Raw genomic sequence first — 17,678 nt, forward strand, 5'->3', positions numbered from 1 at the left:
TTTGCTTATAACTCAATATTTTAATGGAAATCATGATGGTAACTACAAGCACTGATAGCAATAACAGTACAAATCAAAATAATTTAATCTGGTTGGATATGGAAATGAGCGGCTTGTTGCCAGACTCTGACCGTATTCTTGAGCTTGCTGCAGTGGTCACCGATGCTGAATTGAATGTGCTGGGTGAATCACCAGTGTTGGTGATTCATCAGAGTGATGCGGTATTAGATGCTATGGATGCATGGAATAAAGGCGCACATGGCCGTTCTGGCTTAATTGAGAAAGTAAAAGCGTCAACATTGGATGAAGCTGAAGCAACAGCGCAAATGATTGCCTTTTTAAAACAATATGTACCTGCAGGTAAATCACCCATGTGCGGAAATTCAATCTGTCAGGACAGACGATTTATGGCACGCTATATGCCAGATTTAGAAAGTTATTTTCACTACCGCAATTTAGATGTCAGTGTATTCAAAGAGCTTGCAAGACGCTGGAAGCCGGAAATTTACTCTGGTTTCAAGAAAGCCAGTAAACACGAGGCTTTGGCAGACATTTATGAGTCTATCGATGAGCTTAAATATTATCGCGAGCACTTTATTGTTAAGTAAGCTATTGCTAATCAAAGTTCTGGTGTAGTTTAGGAAAAAAAGTGGGCGTCTAACAAGACGCCCTAGAGGGAGGAGAAACTAGCTTTGGAGAAGCTTAGTATTTATAAAGCATTTCCTGTGCCAACTTTTCTGCTACATCTAATTTATCACTTATTGCATCAGTTTTTTATATTCAGCTAGATATTCCAACGCGCTTTTATCCCAGCTTAAATTCTGCAACATGCCATTTTTTTGGATTTGGCGCCATGCACTTTCATCGTTATTAAATACATTTAATGCCTGCTTAATGCAGCTTAGCAAGCTTGCCGGGCTAGCCTCGCTCATGACAAAGCCGTTTGCAGTTTTGTTTTTAAAGGTAACGATGTTGGTATCAACTACTGAGTCAGCAAGCCCGCCAGTGGCGTTGACTATGGGGGGGGTGCCATAGGCTAGGCCGTATAATTGATTCAGGCCACAAGGTTCAAAACGTGAAGGCATGATGAACATGTCACACCCCGCCATGATTTGGTGAGATAGCGGTTCGTTGTAACCAATAGTGACGCTGACTTTATTGGGGCTGCTATTGGCAAGTTGTCTAAAGGCATTTTCTAATGTACTTTCACCGCTTCCCAGCAGTGCTAATTGGCAGCCTGAGTCAACTAACTCTTGCGTGATAGGCACTAGCATATCCAAGCCTTTTTGATGCGTCAGGCGACTCACTACGCCTAATAATGGTGCGCTTGCATCAATTTGAAGCCCTAATCTTTCCTGTAAAGCGCTTTTAACCAGTTTTTTTCCTGCTAATTTATTCGCGCTATAGGTTTTAATAAGATGGGGATCAAACTCCGGATTCCATTCATCGGTTTCAATCCCGTTCAGAATACCTTTTAATTCATTGCCGCGTTTACTTAGCAAGCCTTCTAAGCCAAAGCCAAATTCTGCAGTTTGAATTTCTTTCGCATAGCTTGGGCTTACCGTGGTGATGGCATCTGCATAAAAAATGCCAGCTTTCAGAAAAGATAATTGACCGTGATATTCAAAGCCTTCTACTGCAAAGTTTGTGTGTGGTAAGGCTAAAGTCGATAGCCACCCTGGTGCATAACAACCTTGAAACGCCATATTATGTAAGCTAATGACGGATTTAGCCTGAGTATGTTCTACCAGTTTCATGTAGGCAGGTGCTAATCCAGTTTGCCAGTCGTTGCAATGTACAATATCCGGTTGCCAGTTAGGAATAGGTGAGTTTGGTCCACTTATAATTGCAGCAACTTTTGAAAGTATACCAAAGCGCACCGGATTATCTAACCATTCCTGTCCGTTTACGTCAACATAAGGTCCGCCATCTCGCTCATAGAGCCCTGCAGCTTTGATGACTAAAACATTGACTTTAGTTTCTGAAATCATACCTATCATGAGTTCGGCATGTTCAATAACAGGTAAGTTGCTCAGTGAGGCGACATGCCGAAGGTTAACGAGTTGCTTTAACACAGATGGATAACCAGGTACCAGGATGCGGATATCAACTCCTAAATTCTGCAAAGCAGTAGGTAGCGATCCGCTTACATCGGCCAACCCGCCAGTTTTAATGAGTGGAAAAACTTCAGACGTAGCAAATAGAACGCGCAAAATATACTTTCTTCATAATGACGTTGATGCATTATTATATTGTATAAATTAGTTTGCTATAACATTGTTTTCGGGAGTGGGCATGGGATTTAACGGGTTTTTAGCCGTTGGCGCTGGCGCCGTAATAGGCGCCTGGATGCGTTGGGGATTAGGCTTGGCACTAAATGCCACCTTACCGGCACTGCCATTGGGCACGCTTGTGGCTAATTTGGTGGGTGGCTATTTTATAGGCTTGTTCATGGGTTTTTTTGCACTAACTACTACGGTTGCTCCAGAAATTAGGCTTTTCGCAGTCACTGGATTACTCGGCGGATTGACTACATTTTCTACATTTTCTGCTGAAGCTGTGAATTTATTCACAAGAGGGCAGTATGGTTGGGCCGCAACGCATATATTGGTTCATGTATTGGGATCATTGGCGATGACAGGCATGGGCTTACTTACTGTACATTTAATACGAGGTTAATATGACACAAGGTATTTACCTGAAGCTGTTTGTTCCTGAGCAATTACGCCTGCATGGTAATCTGCTATATGAGTGGGTATTAAAACAAGCCGAGGCCATTGGGATTCCTGGCGGATCAGCAGTGCGTGCCTTGGCTAGCTTCGGCCGTGATGGACGCCTGCATGAACAACATTTTTTTGAGTTGGCAGGTGAGTTGCCTATCGTACTTGAGTTTTTTGCTAGTGATGAAACCATCAATCAGTTGTTAGCGTTGCTGGCGGCAGAAAACCAATCATTGTTTTATATAAAGTTTAATGCTGAAGCAGGGCAGATTAAACCAAAGTAAAAGTTAATTTCAATCTCGCGAGAAGTGTTTTTTTGCTGGGTAAAATGGCAATAAAAAAGCCCCGAGTAATTCCTACACGGGGCTTTTTATCACTAAATTTCTAGCAATTCTACACTGTCATATAGTGCTATTTATTTTGTGTTTCTACCATGACTAAAGGTTCTGCATTGGTATCTTCAATAGCATTTTTCTTCCAGGCTGCTGCTTTGCGAGGTGCCTTGGGTTTCTCTGCCTCAGCGAGTACAACAGCTTTTGGTGCGTCTGCTTTTGTTTCAACCAGTTGTAACCCTGCTGCCGCTAAATCAACGGGTTTAGCTTCTACTTTTGGCTTACGTGGACGGGCAGGACGCTTATTGCTAGCTTTTGCAGAGGCATCTTCAGCCGTAATAGCAGGTGCTTGTGTCGCAGTATCATTTGTAGCTACGCCCTCAGCTTCAGCGACAGGCACTTTAGCTGCTTTAGGTTTTCTGTTATCTGCTTTAGCCTTAGGCTTTTCGCTAGGCTGAGTATCAACTATGTTTGGTTGATTTTCAGCTATTGCAGTTACTTCTTGCACAGTTGGTATTGGAAGTTCAGTCACATTGCCAGAAGAAATGATAGCTGCATCGGCTGTCGTGTTTGGTTGTGTTGCAATGATTTCATCATTTGGAACAAACGGACGATTTGCATCGCGAACAGCTGAATCATCACGATCACGACGACCACGACGGTTGTTACGATTGCGACGGCTTCCGCTGCGTTCTGCAGTTTTCTCGGTACCTGCTTCAATTACTGCAACTTCAGCACCAGTATTTAACGGCGCTGCATTTGCTTGTTGACGTGGTTGCTCGTTTCGCGGTTTTTCGCCCCGAGCTTGTTGTTGATGTTTTGGTTGACGTGGCTCTAGAGCTTTTGCATCAGCAGGACGTGTTTCTTGCCCCTTAACTTCATTGTTGCGATTAGGGCGGTTCTGCTGATTTATGTCTTTATCCGTACGTTCACTACCGCTGCGATTACGCTCGTTACGATTGCGATTATTGCGGTTACGATTATTACGGTTATTTTCACGACGCGTTTCGTCCGCTTTTTCAGCTTCAGTTTTGGGTGTTTCTACAGTTGAAGGTGAAGCACCAAAGAAACGTTTAATGCGTGCAAAGAAGGATACTTTAGGCGCTGCAAAAGCTTCAGTCTCTGTTTTCTCAGCTACAATCGGCGCAGGTGCTGCTGGCGTAATACCTTTAACTGCAGCAACTGGCCTTACTGCTTTTGCTACTTCTTCTGCATTTGGAATGTAAGAGGTTTCAGTTGGCATTTCTACTAATTTGTAGCTTGCACGGCTGGTTTCTTCAGTCACATCATCGTGTTTAACGCGCACAATATTGTAGTTTGGTGTTTCAAGGTGAATATTTGGAATCAATACAACCTCTACGCCCATGCGTTGTTCAATTTTATGAATGTCAGCACGTTTTTCATTAAGCAAGAATGTAGCCACTTCAACTGGTAACTGCACTTGAATAATTGCGCTGTTTTCTTTCATTGCATCTTCTTGTGTGATGCGCAAAATGTGTAGTGCAGTTGATTCAATGCCGCGAATATGGCCTGTACCGCTACAGCGCGGGCATGGAATATGATTGGTTTCGCCTAAGCTTGGGCGCAGGCGTTGACGTGATAATTCCAGTAAGCCAAAACGTGAAATCTTGCCAGTTTGAACGCGCGCGCGGTCTAGATGTAATGCGTCACGTAAAGCATTTTCCACTTCACGTTGGTTGCGCTGGCTTTCCATGTCAATGAAGTCGATGACAACCAATCCGCCTAAGTCGCGCAGGCGTAATTGGCGTGCGACTTCTTCAGCCGCTTCTATGTTGGTGTTGAATGCTGTATGTTCAATGTCACTACCACGTGTTGCACGGCCCGAGTTAACGTCAACTGAAACCAAAGCTTCAGTGTGGTCAATGACAATCGCACCGCCGGAAGGCAAGCGCACTTCACGCGCAAAGGCAGACTCAATTTGATGCTCGATTTGAAAGCGTGTAAAAAGTGGGATTTCATCTTGATATAGCTTAACGCGTGACACATTGCCTGGCATCACGTGATTCATAAACTGTACTGCTTGTTCGTGAATATCAGGGGTATCAATTAAAATCTCGCCGATATCAGAGCTAAAGTAATCGCGAATTGCGCGAATGACTAAGCTGCCTTCTTGATAGATTAAATACGCGCCAGCCTGCATTGCTGAAGCGCCATCAATAGCTGTCCACAACTGTGTGAGGTAATTTAAGTCCCACTGTAATTCTTCAGCATTGCGGCCAATCCCTGCGGTACGAGCGATTATGCTCATGCCTTTTGGTACTTCAAGTTGTGCTAATACATCACGTAATTCGTCGCGATCCTCACCTTCAATACGACGTGAAACACCGCCGCCGCGTGGGTTGTTTGGCATTAAAACTAAATAACGACCAGCGAGTGAGATAAAGGTTGTCAACGCAGCACCTTTGTTGCCGCGCTCGTCTTTATCTACCTGCACAATCAATTCCTGACCTTCTTTTAAGGCATCCTGAATACGGGATTTGCCGTCTGCACCTTCTTTGTAGTAGCTACGCGCGACTTCTTTAAATGGCAAGAAACCGTGTCTATCCATGCCGTAGTCGACAAAAGCTGCTTCTAGTGAGGGTTCTATACGGGTGATGACACCCTTGTAAATATTGCTTTTACGTTGTTCTTTACCAGCGTGTTCAATATCTAAATCGATGAGTTTTTGACCATCTACAATCGCAACGCGTAACTCTTCAGATTGCGTTGCATTAAATAACATGCGTTTCATTGTTTGCTCCTGTTAGGCTCAGGTGGCAGACTCAATGCTTGATAAGTAAGCAATTGATATTGAAGGCGTATTAAGGTGAAAGTGCCAAATATTTAGGCTAAGATACTGAAGGCGCGAAGTGCGCGCACGTGTGAAATCTAACGACTCTTTCAATTAAGAACATGTAACGAAGGTCGCTTTGTTCTTAAAAACTCTCTTAAAGAACGATTAAGTGTGCATGTTTACAATGGCAAACCAGCAGAGTTAATCTTGTCTTTTAATTAATTGTTTCAATTGAAAACTTCAATTTGAAACTTGTTTATTGTGCGTTAAATTAAACTAATTATTAAATTTACGCCAGTTGTGGCTTAAATTCGTTAAAATTCTATCTTCAGTAAATGCTAATTCAGCAATATGCTAAATTTTACTTTTCCCTTAAGTCGCGCTTTATGTTTATTTGTCTGCGGCGGCTTGAGCGCTAATTTTACTTGCTGCTACTTTTATAATATGGTGAGCGGCGTTAACCAAGTATCTGTTTTTACTTTAATTACAGCTTAAATTACATAGATAGTTGCGTATTTATAAAGCGCAATTGTAGATATTTAAGTGTATTCTCGAGTATCAATTAATTCTTAAGTTAATTGATACTCGCGCTAGTATAGGCTACTACAAACATTTAAGCAAAGTATGAACAATATAACCACACAAGATCAGCATCATAGCGCAACAAAGGTAAGTGAATTGGCAGCTGCATTTTTAACTGTTGATGAGGCAAGTGAAGGGCAACGTGTCGATAATTTTCTGACAAAAACCCTAAAAGGCGTGCCTAAAAGTCATGTTTACAGAATATTACGCAGTGGTGAAGTGCGCGTTAATAAAAAACGCATCGATGCAGATTTTCGCTTAAGTCTGGGTGATGTAGTTAGAATTCCGCCAACACGATCTACCATTGCAGATAAACCTGAGCAAAAAATACCTGTAGCCCCCAGATTTGAAAATACTATTATTTTTGAAGATGATGCAGTGCTGGTGATTGATAAGCCAGCAGGTTTTGCCGTGCATGGGGGCAGTGGCATTAGTCGAGGCGTGATAGAACAGATGCGCTTGGAGCGCCCCAAGGCCAAGTTCTTAGAGCTGGTACATCGTCTTGATCGGGAAACTTCAGGCGTATTGATGTTGGCTAAAAAACGTAGCGCTTTAGTAGCTTTGCATGAAGCTATTCGGAATAATCAAACAGATAAGCGCTATGTGATGTTAGTGCAGGGTGAATGGCTGGAACAAAAAAAACGGGTGGTGTTGGATCTACAAAAATACCTTTTACCAAATGGTGAGAGAAGAGTGAATGTAGTCACGGACGTTTCAAAAGATAAATATAATGAGCGCCAGACATCTGAAACCATGTTCAGACTGATGAAAAATTTTAATCACCCGGTATTAGGCAAATTTAGTTTGTTGGAGGCGCAACTTGTGACAGGGCGTACACATCAATTACGTGTGCAGTTGGCACATTTGGGTTTTGCGATAGTCGGTGATGATAAATATGGTGATTTTGCGTTGAATAAAGCTTTAATAAAAAGTGGATTGAAGCGCATGTTTTTGCATTCATCCATCACAAAAATTCGTCATCCATTGACGAATGACAAGCTTGAGTTAATTGCCCCTATGCCAGTAGAATTAAGTAAATTTTTAGTTAAATTAGAGTCCTAAAGATCTAAGAGAAAGAGTAAGAAAGAATGCGTAAGCAGTTTGATTTAATCGTGTGGGATTGGGATGGTACGCTAGCAGATTCTACTGGCATGATTACCAATGCAATCCTTAAAGCAGCTGAACAAGTAGGCTTGCCAGTATTAACTCCACAAGCTGCAAGTAACATCATTGGGCTTGGTTTGCGTGAGTCTATTGAGGCTTTGTACGGCGAAATACCTGTTGAACAAGCGCAAGCGCTTGCTACTCAATATACAGCCAATTATTATGCTGGTGAGCGTGAAATACCTTTATTTGAGGGCGTGGCTGATACGATGGCCACATTAAATAAGCGTGGCTTCAAGTTGGCTGTGGCTACTGGCAAAGGCCGTCGTGGGCTTAATTTGGCACTGGAACACAGTGGCTTAGGTAAATATTTTCATTCAACGCGAACTGTAGATGAGTGTTTCTCAAAACCGCATCCCCAAATGCTGGATGAGCTAATGGAATATTTAGTGGTGTTGCCTGAACGCACATTAATGATAGGTGACACCAGTTATGATTTACATATGGCACAAAATGCTGGTGTTAGTGCAGTGGGTGTAACCTTTGGTGCACAACAGGCTGAGCAATGGCAGCATCTTAATCCGATTCAGCAGTTTGACGACTTTACTAGTTTAAGCCAATGGCTGCTTGAGCACGCTTAAGAGAATTAATATGAGTAATAATACGATTGTTTTTAAAAGTGAAGAACTTCAAGACGGAGCTAAGGGTTTGCGCTTTGCATTACCCGCTTTGGGTGAGTTTGTGACCGGATTTGTGGTGCGTTTTCATGGCAAACCTTACGCTTATGTTAACCAGTGCGCGCATGTACCAGTAGAGCTGGATTGGAACGAAGGTGATTTTTTCACAGTACAAAAAGATTATTTAATTTGCTCAACTCATGGAGCACATTACCGTCCTGATAATGGTTTTTGTGTAATGGGGCCATGTAAAGGTAAAAGTCTAAAACCTATTAGCGTGACTGAACAAAATCAAGAAATTATAATCAATACTAACTTAACAAATAATATTCCAATAAATAATCAAGGAAAGCTCAAATAAATGTCAGAAGATACTCAACAACCTTCAATCCCAAGCACACAGTCGCAAGATACAAAATGGCAGCGTGATGCGATTGAAAAGCTAGCCAGCTCTGCACTCACTGAGCAAAAAACCTCGCGTCGCTGGAGCGTTTTTTTTAAAGGACTCACCTTTGCATATCTTTTTATCATTTTATTCTTTGCGCTAGGTTGGCTAGGGGGTGGAGCTAAAAATATAGGAGCTCATACCGCACTCATTGAAGTGTCTGGCGTTATTCAGGCTGGCGGTGATGTGAATGCTGATTCATTTATGGAAAGTCTTCACGATGCTTACAAAGACAAAGGCACCAAAGGTATTATTTTACGTATTAATAGTCCAGGTGGCAGCCCGGTGCAAGCTGGCATTATTAACGATGAAATTAAACGTCAAAAGAAACTGCACCCTAAAATACCTGTATATGCAGTAGTTGAAGATATTTGTGCCTCTGGCGGCTATTACATCGCAGTAGCAGCAGATAAAATCTACGTAGATAAAGCCAGTATAGTTGGCTCAATTGGCGTGTTGATGGATGGCTATGGTTTTACTGAAGTCATGAAAAAGGTCGGTGTCGAACGACGCTTGATGACGGCTGGTGAAAACAAAGCGATGCTGGATCCATTTTCACCAGTGAACCCTAAGCATCAAGCTTTGGCACAAACCATGCTTAATGAAATCCATGAGCAATTCAAAACAGTCGTACGCCAAGGCCGTACTACGCGCCTAAAAGAAACGCCTGAGACTTTTAGCGGCTTATTCTGGAGTGGAGAGCAAAGTATTAAAATGGGGCTAGCTGATGCTATTGGAAGTGCGGATTATGTAGCGCGTGAAGTCATTAAACAGGAAAAAATTGTTGATTTTACAACGCAAGAAGATTTTGCCAGTCGCCTAGCTAAACGTATTGGCGCAAGTGCCAGTGCCAGCTTTGGTGAAATGTTAGCCAAGCAAATAGTTAAGGCGGGTGAGGTGAAGCTGCATTAGCAGCTAATCTGCGATTATTATTGACTTGTAGTCGGTTGGAACTGGTGGATATTTCAACTTAAGGCTTTTAAGTGTGTCTAGTAAAAGTCTGGAAATTAGAAGATTTCGATTGGTTTTAGAGTCCGCTGGTACAACATACCAAGGTGCGTGTTCAGTTGATGTGGCCTGAATCGCCTGTTCGTAGGCTTGTATATATTGCGGCCAAAGTGCACGCTCTTTCAAGTCATTCGAATTAAATTTCCAGGATTTGGTCGGGTCGTCTAATCGCTCCTGCATACGCACTTTTTGCTCTTCTTTGGAAATATGCAAAAAACACTTAATAATAGTTGTGCCTGTTTCTGTAAGTAAACGCTCAAAATCATTGATTTGGGCATAACGGCGCTGACATTCAGCATCGTCAATCCAATCGTGTACTTTGACGATTAACACATCTTCATAGTGGCTACGATTGAAGATTACCAATTCACCTGCCTTAGGCACTTGTTGATGAACACGCCATAAATAATCGTGTGCGAGTTCTTCGCTAGTAGGTGCTTTAAAGCTTGCCAAACGTATGCCAAGCGGGTCACATTCACTAAAAACATGACGCACTGTACCATCTTTGCCGCTGGCATCCATGCCCTGTAGGACGAGTAGTAACTTGCGCTTACCTTCGGCATGCAAAATATCTTGCAGTGTATTAATTTCAGCAGCAAGTTTTGTTAACTCAATTGAGTCTTGCTCTTTACTATCAGTTCGCTCACTTTTATCGTTAGATTTAAATTCTTTGAGCGAGAATTTTTTATCATCAACACGATATTTATTAAGGTTTGTCATGGTTGGCAGCTTATTTGTGTGCTTTTGTATAATTCATTAAGCCATTTGTAGAGCTGTCAAAGTCTTTAATCACTTCATCATTGGTTAATAGCGGTAGAATTTGCTGGGCAATCTGCTTGCCATATTCAACGCCCCATTGATCGTAGCTGTTGATGTCCCAAATGATGCCTTGTACGAAAATTTTATGTTCATACAGTGCGATAAGTTTTCCTAATGTATTTGGTGTTAGTTTGTCGAACAAAATCGACGTGGTAGGGCGGTTACCTTCAAATACTTTGTGTGGAAGCAGTTTTTCTAGTGCTTCACCATTCATGCCTTGGCTTTCTAATTCAATACGGGCTTGTTCTTTAGTTTTACCAAGCATTAAGGATTGCGTTTGTGCAAAAAAATTAGCCAGCAAAATTTTGTGATGGGCATAGCCATGTTTACCAATGGCATAATGACTGTGCACGGGCATTAAAAAGTCAGCCGGCACAATTTGTGTGCCTTGATGAATCAGTTGGTAAAAAGCATGTTGACCATTAGTACCAGCTTCACCCCAAATCACAGGGCCCGTTTTGTATTGAATACGTTTACCGTCACGGCAAATAAATTTACCATTACTTTCCATATCTGCTTGTTGCAGATAAGCAGGGAAGCGTGCCATGCCTTGGTCGTAAGGTAGAATTGCACTGGTGTCGACATGAAAAAAATTGTTATACCAAATACCAATTAGCGCCATGATGACGGGTATATTTTTCTCTAACGGAGCTGTCCTGAAATGATTGTCCATCTCATGGGCACCTGTGAGCAGCGCTTCGAAATTATCCATACCTACATATAATGCAATAGATAAACCGATGGCAGACCAGAGTGAATAGCGACCACCTACCCAGTCCCAGAAGGCAAACATATTTTCTGTATCTATGCCAAAGTCCTGCACGGCTTTAGCGTTGGTAGAAAGGGCAACAAAGTGTTTAGCAACATGCGCATTATCTTGTGCGGCAGCCAGAAACCAGGTGCGCGCAGACATGGCATTAGTCATGGTTTCTTGAGTAGTAAATGTTTTTGAAGCTACAATAAACAGCGTAGTTTCAGGGTTACATTTTTCTAGGGCACGCATCAAATGGGCGCCATCAATATTAGACACAAAGTGTACTTGTAAATTGGGGCTGGCATACGGCTTTAGTGCATCACACACCATTACTGGACCAAGATCTGAGCCGCCAATCCCAATATTAACCACATCGGTAATACGTTTGCCTGTGTAACCTAGCCATGAGCCGCTGCGCACTTTTTCCGAAAATTGGCGCATTTGTGCAAGCACTGCGTTAACTTCTGGCATCACATCATGGTCATCTACTATCACTGGCGTATTAGAGCGATTGCGAAGCGCGGTATGCAACACCGCGCGATTTTCAGTGATATTGATTTTTTCACCCGCAAACATGCGGTCGCGCCAATCTTCAACATTAGCTTCACGCGCTAATTGCATCAGTAAAGGTAGCGTTTCGTCGTTAATACGATGTTTGGAGTAATCAAACAATATGTCGGTAAATTTAAGGCTGTATTTATCAAAACGATTCGGGTCGTTTGCAAATAAATCTCGCATATGTGTTGATACAATTGCTTGCTGATGTTGGCAAAGTTTTTGCCATACTGGTAGTGTTGTTAGAGCAGCCATTTGAGTAGGAGTACTTTACTTTAGGTTGATGTGTAAGTGATTAAATTATTTTAATTGTAAAACGATGCCAGCCAAAGGCGGCAGTGTTATTACAAGCGATTGGTTATGATTCATCCAAGCAATATTTTCCGTGTGCAGTCCAGAACCGTTACCTTGGTTGCTACCACCGTAGCAGCCAGCATCGCTGTTAAACACTTCTTGATAACTGCCCGCCTGCGGAACACCAATGCGATATTCCTTACGTAACACAGGCGTGAAATTCAACACTATTATAACAAAACTATTGTCCAACCCGCGTCGAACGTAGCTAATAATAGATTGATCGGAGTCATGACAATCAACCCACTCAAAGCCATGAACGTCAAAATCCAGCGCGTAGAGTGCATTAAGTTCTTTATATAGCTTGTTTAAGTCGGCAGTGGCCAGTTTAATGCCCTGATGCCATTGATGACCTTCATATTCATTGCCTAGTAAATGCCAATCAAGACTGCTGTTCACGTTCCACTCACGCCCTTGGCCAAACTCATTGCCCATGAAATTAAGTTTTTTGCCAGGTGCAGTCATTTGATAAGTCAAAAGAAGGCGCAAATTTGCAAATTTTTGCCATGCATCACCAGGCATTTTGTCGAGTAGTGAATGTTTGCCATGTACGACTTCATCATGCGAAAACGGCAATACAAAGTTTTCAGAATAGGCATAAAGCTGACCAAAAGTCAGCATGTCATGGTAATAACGTCTATGAACAGGGTTGTGCTCAATGTAGGCTAGGGTGTCGTTCATCCAGCCCATGTTCCATTTCATGCTAAAGCCTAAGCCGCCTAAATAAACTGGGCGTGACACCATAGGCCATGCAGTAGATTCCTCAGCAATCGTCAATACGCCTGGAAAGTCCTCACCCACCATCACGTTGAGTTGTTTTAAGAAATCGATAACTTCTAGATTTTCTCGCCCACCAAATTTGTTTGGTAGCCATTCTCCAGCTTTACGGGAATAATCCAGATAAATCATCGAAGCCACGGCATCTACACGCAATCCGTCGATATGAAACTCTTGTAGCCAGAAATTGGCATTTGCAATTAGGAAATTACGAACCTCATTGCGACCATAATTGAAAATATACGTGCCCCAGTCTTGGTGCTCACCCAGTCTAGGGTCTTCATGTTCATACAGGGCCGTACCGTCAAAACGTGCTAGCGCCCAGTCATCTTTTGGAAAGTGCCCCGGAACCCAATCTAGAATTACGCCGATATTGGCTTGGTGAAATGCATCAATTAAAAAGCGTAAATCGTCTGGCGGACCAAATCTATTCGTGACGCCAAAATAACCAGTTGTTTGGTAACCCCAGGATTCTGCGAGTGGATGCTCGGAAATAGGCATAAATTCAACGTGTGTATAGCCCATCTCTGCTACATAAGGCACTAGCGTTTTTGCCAACTCGCGATAGGTTAAAAAGTGGCCTTGATCATTACGTTGCCATGAGCCTAAATGTACTTCATAGCAGTTAAATGGCGCGTGCAGCCAATCACGTTTTTTACGTGATTCTAGCCATTGTTTATCTTCCCATTGATGATGAGAGGTGCTGATTTTAGCGGCTGTGCCTGGGCGTTGTTCAAACTCAAAGCCATAGGGGTCTGTTTTGACTAAAATGCCGCCTGTGTGGCGATTACGAATTTCAAATTTATAAGTGTCATGCGTGGTTAAGTTAGGAATAAAAATATCCCAAACACCACTTGAGCCATGTGCGCGCATCGGATGAACGCGCCCATCCCAATTGTTAAAGCTACCAGTCACACTTACGCGCTCTGCGTTAGGAGCCCATACTGCAAAGCGAACGCCTGCAATGTCATCTTGTGTGATGCATTGTGCGCCTAAGGTTTTGTAGGCTTGCTTTAAGCGGCCTTCGCCAAATAAATAAAGCTCATCTTGTGTGATGCTGGAAGAGAAGGTGTAAGCGTCATAAGCTTCATAAGTATTTTCACCTAACTCAATTTTAAGTAAGCACGGTGTTTTAAGGGCGGTTTTGTTTGTGACTTCAAACAATCCGTCAGCATGTGTTTTATCAAGTTTCGTCCAAGTTTTAGCAGTCTTCACCCACACGGTAGAAGCGTTAGGCAAAAATGTGCGATAAACATAACTGTCATCTACTTTATGTTGACCTAAAAAGCTAAAAGGGTCGTGGTGCCTGGCTTTCAAAATCAGTTTTAATGAGTCTGCCGTTCCATTGGATGCTGACTTCGTTTTTACACTGGGTTTTCCAACTGTTTCGGCTTTCGTTTTTGCAGTAGTCGCTTTAGATTTGTCCAAGATACATTCCCCCTCAATTTCCTAAGAAATATTTTTTAACTTTTTTAGCATTATTTGCTAGTTTAGTGGTGTTTTAACTAGATTATAGTGCTTTAAGCTGATTATAATGTAAACAGATACAGTGAAAATATAAAATTAAGCTAGTTAGCCCAGCTAGTTCTAAAAATGATTAATTAAACTTCAGGAGGGCATCATGCCGAAGAGCCAACAAATGGATCAGCATTCAGACCGTTTTATTAGTACATTAACCAAAAACACCGCTGCTATTATTCTTGCAGGCGGTCGGGGAAGCCGCTTAAAGAACCTGACTGATTGGCGTGCCAAGCCCGCTGTTCAGTTTGGCGGTAAATTCCGTATCATTGATTTTCCACTGTCAAATTGCATTAACTCTGGCATACGCCGTATCAACGTCGCTACTCAATACAAAGCACAAAGTTTGATTCAGCATCTTCAGCGCGGCTGGGGATTTTTACGTGGCGAGTTTAATGAATACGTCAATATCATTCCTGCACAGCAACGCATTTCAGAAGATTGGTACAAAGGTACCGCAGATGCGGTATATCAAAACCTGGATTTACTGCGTGAGGGCGGTGGCGAGTATATTTTAATATTGGCCGGTGATCATATTTACAAAATGGATTACGGCAAGATGTTGGCGACACATGTGAGAAGTAATGCCGATATGACGGTTGCTTGTATCAATGTGCCTTTGGAAGATGCTAAAGGGTTTGGTGTGCTTGCGGTAGATAACACAGACAGAGTCATAGAGTTTGCTGAAAAACCAGAAAAGCCTAAACACATGCCTGGCGATACCAGTAAGGCTTTTGCCAGCATGGGAATCTATGTATTCAACGCTAAGTTTTTATATGAGCAATTAATTCGCGATGCTGGCGACCCAAAATCAACTCATGACTTTGGTGGCGATATCATTCCGTACATTATTAAAAAATATAAAATACAAGCACACCGCTTTACTGAAAGCTGCGTAGGCGCAAAAAATGGCAATTACTACTGGCGTGACGTCGGTACGATTGATGCTTATTGGGAGGCGAATATGGAGCTAACCAGAGTGATTCCTGAACTTAATTTGTATGATAGGGAATGGCCGATCTGGACATCGCAGGAGCAATTGCCTCCAGCTAAGTTTGTATTTAATGATGAGGGTAGAACAGGTCAAGCAACTGATTCTTTGGTATCTGGTGGATGCTTAATCAGCGGTTCAAGTGTCACGAGCTCTGTTCTATTTTCAGATGTACGTGTGCATAGCTATTGTGATATTGAAGGGGCTGTTATTTTGCCTAAAGTCACGGTCAATCGTAATGTTGTGCTTAAAAACGTGGTATTAGACCGCGGTTGCAGTATCCCGGAAGGGATGCAAATTGGTGTGGATTTAGCTTTGGATGCGAAGCGTTTTTATGTGTCCGAGAAAGGCATCACGCTGGTGACTCCCGATATGCTGGGGCAAGACCTGTATAGAGTGATTTAATATAAATATTTTTATATTAAATCAAAAGTTGAACCGTTTAGTTTATGTTAATTATTAAGGTTGTAAATTCAAGTGAAGTCTAATCGTCCAAAGCTATATTTAAATCTCTATTGGCATATGCATCAGCCTGATTATCGTGACATTGTGACGAACGAGTATGTGTTGCCGTGGACATATTTGCACGCCATCAAAGATTACAGTGATATGGCGTTTCATCTTGAAGAGAACCCCAAAGCGCGTGTTACATTTAACTTTGTACCGATTTTGTTGGAACAGCTTGAAGATTACACGGTTCAATTTAAGCAGAATCGCATTCGTGATCCGTTATTGGGTTTACTTGTTGAGCCTGACTTAGATAACATCAACTGTGAGCAATGCCATTTGATTGTGACTAGTTGCTTCAAGAGTCATCATGAGAAAATGCTTAGCCCGTTTCCACATTATCAGCGTTTATTACACCTTTATCAGCTTGTTGAGCCAATTGAGTGTAATGATGAATTTCACTACTTGTCAGCGCAGTATAAAGCGGACTTGCTAGTATGGTATCACTTGGCTTGGTGCGGTGAGAGTCTGCGCCGTAATAATAAAGTGATACAGGCGCTAATGACTAAAGGTTTGTTATTTACGCTGGAAGAAAGGCAACAATTATTCAAAGTGATTGGCGAAACTATCTCAGGCTTGATTCCGCGCTATAAAGCACTCATGCAGTCTAAGCAAATTGAAATTTCTACAACGCCTTACTATCACCCGATTTTACCGTTGCTACTCGACTTTAAATCGGCTCTGGACGCAATGCCGTTTGCACCTTTGCCAGTCAATCCTAAATATAGTGGCGGCCAAGCCCGTGCTGTTGCGCATGTTGTTTCTGCCAAAAAGTCCCATGCTGAATATTTCGGTGCAGAGCCTCGCGGTATGTGGCCTGCAGAAGGTGGTGTATCAAGCGCAGCGCTGTCACTGATGGCTGAACAAGGCGTGGAGTGGGCGGCTACGGGGCAGGGCGTGTTGGCAAATAGTCTGGTGAAATCGCAATTGAGTGCATCAGATAAATTTGAATATCTTTATCAGCCATATCGGGTAACCAATGGCAAACAAGATATTTTATGCTTTTTTAGAGATGATCAGCTGTCTGATAAAATCGGTTTTGAGTATGCAAAAATGCACTCACCCGATGCCGTCAGAGACTTCATTCAATCACTTGAACATATTCATCATGCCACTTCACATGAAACTGCTACTAGCGGCAAACACAAGGTGGTCAGTGTTATTTTAGATGGCGAAAATGCCTGGGAATATTACCCCTACAATGGTTACTACTTTTTAAGTGAGTTGTATGCGGCCTTGGCAAATCACCCTGATATTGAAATGACCACTTTTAGCGATATGGTTGATTTATATCAATCAACCGATTACAAAACTAAGGGAATATCCGCCCCCGTGTTGCCGCAAATAGCTGCTGGCAGTTGGGTGTATGGTACTTTCAGTACCTGGATAGGCAGTAAAGACAAAAATTTAGCATGGGATTTACTCTGCGCAGCTAAAAAAACTTACGACAGTGTTTTATTGAAAAATGGTTTAAATGCCAATCAACTGAAGGCTTGCGAACGTCAATTAGCAATTTGTGAAGGTTCTGATTGGTTTTGGTGGTTCGGCGATTATAATTCGTCGGACAGTGTGGCGAGTTTTGACCAACTTTACCGTCGCAACCTGATTAACTTATACGCTTTGTTACAGCAGCCAGTGCCTGCGGTATTGCATAAAACCATTAGCGCTGGCGGCGGTAATGCAGACAATGCAGGAACAATGCGAAGAGGGCAAGCTTAAACTCACTTAAAGATCGAATTAG

The 17,678-nt window shown here is 42.4% G+C and carries 14 protein-coding genes; 9 read left to right on the forward strand and 5 right to left on the reverse strand.

Translation table 11 applies throughout. The features are described from left to right. Window positions 1-23 precede the first annotated feature (23 nt). Window positions 24-608, forward strand: a complete 585-nt coding sequence (gene orn / locus Q8J82_RS11065) for an oligoribonuclease (RefSeq protein ID WP_304890602.1) — start codon at window positions 24-26, stop codon at window positions 606-608. 150 nt (window positions 609-758) lie between these two features. Here orn and glgA read toward each other — a convergent pair whose 3' ends face one another. Beyond that, window positions 759-2,213, reverse strand: a complete 1,455-nt coding sequence (gene glgA, locus Q8J82_RS11070) for a glycogen synthase GlgA (protein WP_305328307.1) — start codon at window positions 2,211-2,213, stop codon at window positions 759-761. Between the two features lie 82 nt (window positions 2,214-2,295). On the opposite strand from glgA, the gene crcB reads away from it, so the two are divergent. Both crcB and Q8J82_RS11080 read left to right on the forward strand, forming a co-directional pair. After that, complete coding sequence (gene crcB / locus Q8J82_RS11075; RefSeq protein ID WP_305328308.1) at window positions 2,296-2,679, forward strand: fluoride efflux transporter CrcB; 384 nt, start codon at window positions 2,296-2,298, stop codon at window positions 2,677-2,679. 1 nt (window position 2,680) lies between these two features. Continuing rightward, a complete protein-coding gene (locus tag Q8J82_RS11080) occupies window positions 2,681-3,004 on the forward strand; it encodes a DUF190 domain-containing protein (protein ID WP_305327379.1) in 324 nt (107 codons plus the stop codon). A 127-nt stretch (window positions 3,005-3,131) separates the two neighbouring features. Here Q8J82_RS11080 and Q8J82_RS11085 read toward each other — a convergent pair whose 3' ends face one another. Next, window positions 3,132-5,804 (reverse strand): Rne/Rng family ribonuclease, encoded by a 2,673-nt coding sequence (locus Q8J82_RS11085; RefSeq protein ID WP_305328309.1) that lies wholly within the window; start codon window positions 5,802-5,804, stop codon window positions 3,132-3,134. 666 nt (window positions 5,805-6,470) lie between these two features. Between Q8J82_RS11085 and Q8J82_RS11090 the strand changes: the two genes are divergently transcribed. From Q8J82_RS11090 to Q8J82_RS11105, 4 genes are read left to right on the forward strand one after another with little or no spacing between them, the layout of a single operon-like run. Beyond that, a complete protein-coding gene (locus Q8J82_RS11090) occupies window positions 6,471-7,490 on the forward strand; it encodes an RluA family pseudouridine synthase (protein WP_305328310.1) in 1,020 nt (339 codons plus the stop codon). A 26-nt stretch (window positions 7,491-7,516) separates the two neighbouring features. Then, the gene (locus tag Q8J82_RS11095) at window positions 7,517-8,173 is read left to right on the forward strand and encodes an HAD-IA family hydrolase (protein ID WP_304908294.1); all 657 of its coding nucleotides are present in this window, start codon (window positions 7,517-7,519) and stop codon (window positions 8,171-8,173) included. A gap of 10 nt (window positions 8,174-8,183) precedes the next feature. Beyond that, complete coding sequence (locus Q8J82_RS11100; protein WP_305328311.1) at window positions 8,184-8,570, forward strand: Rieske 2Fe-2S domain-containing protein; 387 nt, start codon at window positions 8,184-8,186, stop codon at window positions 8,568-8,570. Beyond that, window positions 8,571-9,566 carry a S49 family peptidase gene (locus Q8J82_RS11105; protein ID WP_305328312.1) on the forward strand — a complete coding sequence of 332 codons (996 nt, stop codon included), beginning with the start codon at window positions 8,571-8,573 and terminating at the stop codon, window positions 9,564-9,566. Window positions 9,567-9,569: 3 nt separating this feature from the next. Here Q8J82_RS11105 and Q8J82_RS11110 read toward each other — a convergent pair whose 3' ends face one another. Genes Q8J82_RS11110 through glgB form a run of 3 tightly spaced genes read right to left on the reverse strand, consistent with a single transcriptional unit; the run spans window position 9,570 to window position 14,244 of the window. Continuing rightward, window positions 9,570-10,382 carry a polyphosphate kinase 2 family protein gene (locus tag Q8J82_RS11110; protein WP_304890681.1) on the reverse strand — a complete coding sequence of 271 codons (813 nt, stop codon included), beginning with the start codon at window positions 10,380-10,382 and terminating at the stop codon, window positions 9,570-9,572. Between the two features lie 10 nt (window positions 10,383-10,392). Then, window positions 10,393-12,045, reverse strand: coding sequence for a glucose-6-phosphate isomerase (pgi, locus tag Q8J82_RS11115; protein ID WP_305328313.1), 1,653 nt, complete (start codon window positions 12,043-12,045; stop codon window positions 10,393-10,395). A gap of 45 nt (window positions 12,046-12,090) precedes the next feature. After that, a complete protein-coding gene (gene glgB / locus Q8J82_RS11120; protein ID WP_305328328.1) occupies window positions 12,091-14,244 on the reverse strand; it encodes a 1,4-alpha-glucan branching protein GlgB in 2,154 nt (717 codons plus the stop codon). A gap of 298 nt (window positions 14,245-14,542) precedes the next feature. Here glgB and glgC point away from each other — a divergent pair, with 298 nt between their 5' ends. Both glgC and Q8J82_RS11130 read left to right on the forward strand, forming a co-directional pair. Next, entirely contained in the window at window positions 14,543-15,835 is a 1,293-nt protein-coding gene (gene glgC / locus Q8J82_RS11125) for a glucose-1-phosphate adenylyltransferase (RefSeq protein WP_305327376.1), read from the forward strand. A gap of 72 nt (window positions 15,836-15,907) precedes the next feature. Continuing rightward, a complete protein-coding gene (locus tag Q8J82_RS11130) occupies window positions 15,908-17,656 on the forward strand; it encodes a glycoside hydrolase family 57 protein (RefSeq protein ID WP_305328314.1) in 1,749 nt (582 codons plus the stop codon). The last annotated feature ends 22 nt before the right edge of the window (window positions 17,657-17,678 follow it).

This window comes from Methylotenera sp., from assembly GCF_030684185.1.
GTDB lineage: Bacteria > Pseudomonadota > Gammaproteobacteria > Burkholderiales > Methylophilaceae > Methylotenera.

Coding starts and splice junctions, on each gene's coding strand:
- Q8J82_RS11095 (WP_304908294.1), top strand. CDS start 7,517: ATGCGTAAGCAGTTTGATTTAATCGTGTGGGATTGGGATGGTACGCTA.
- orn (WP_304890602.1), top strand. CDS start 24: ATGGAAATCATGATGGTAACTACAAGCACTGATAGCAATAACAGTACA.
- Q8J82_RS11085 (WP_305328309.1), bottom strand. CDS start 5,804: ATGAAACGCATGTTATTTAATGCAACGCAATCTGAAGAGTTACGCGTT.
- crcB (WP_305328308.1), top strand. CDS start 2,296: ATGGGATTTAACGGGTTTTTAGCCGTTGGCGCTGGCGCCGTAATAGGC.
- pgi (WP_305328313.1), bottom strand. CDS start 12,045: ATGGCTGCTCTAACAACACTACCAGTATGGCAAAAACTTTGCCAACAT.
- Q8J82_RS11080 (WP_305327379.1), top strand. CDS start 2,681: ATGACACAAGGTATTTACCTGAAGCTGTTTGTTCCTGAGCAATTACGC.
- Q8J82_RS11100 (WP_305328311.1), top strand. CDS start 8,184: ATGAGTAATAATACGATTGTTTTTAAAAGTGAAGAACTTCAAGACGGA.
- Q8J82_RS11110 (WP_304890681.1), bottom strand. CDS start 10,382: ATGACAAACCTTAATAAATATCGTGTTGATGATAAAAAATTCTCGCTC.
- Q8J82_RS11105 (WP_305328312.1), top strand. CDS start 8,571: ATGTCAGAAGATACTCAACAACCTTCAATCCCAAGCACACAGTCGCAA.
- Q8J82_RS11090 (WP_305328310.1), top strand. CDS start 6,471: ATGAACAATATAACCACACAAGATCAGCATCATAGCGCAACAAAGGTA.
- glgC (WP_305327376.1), top strand. CDS start 14,543: ATGCCGAAGAGCCAACAAATGGATCAGCATTCAGACCGTTTTATTAGT.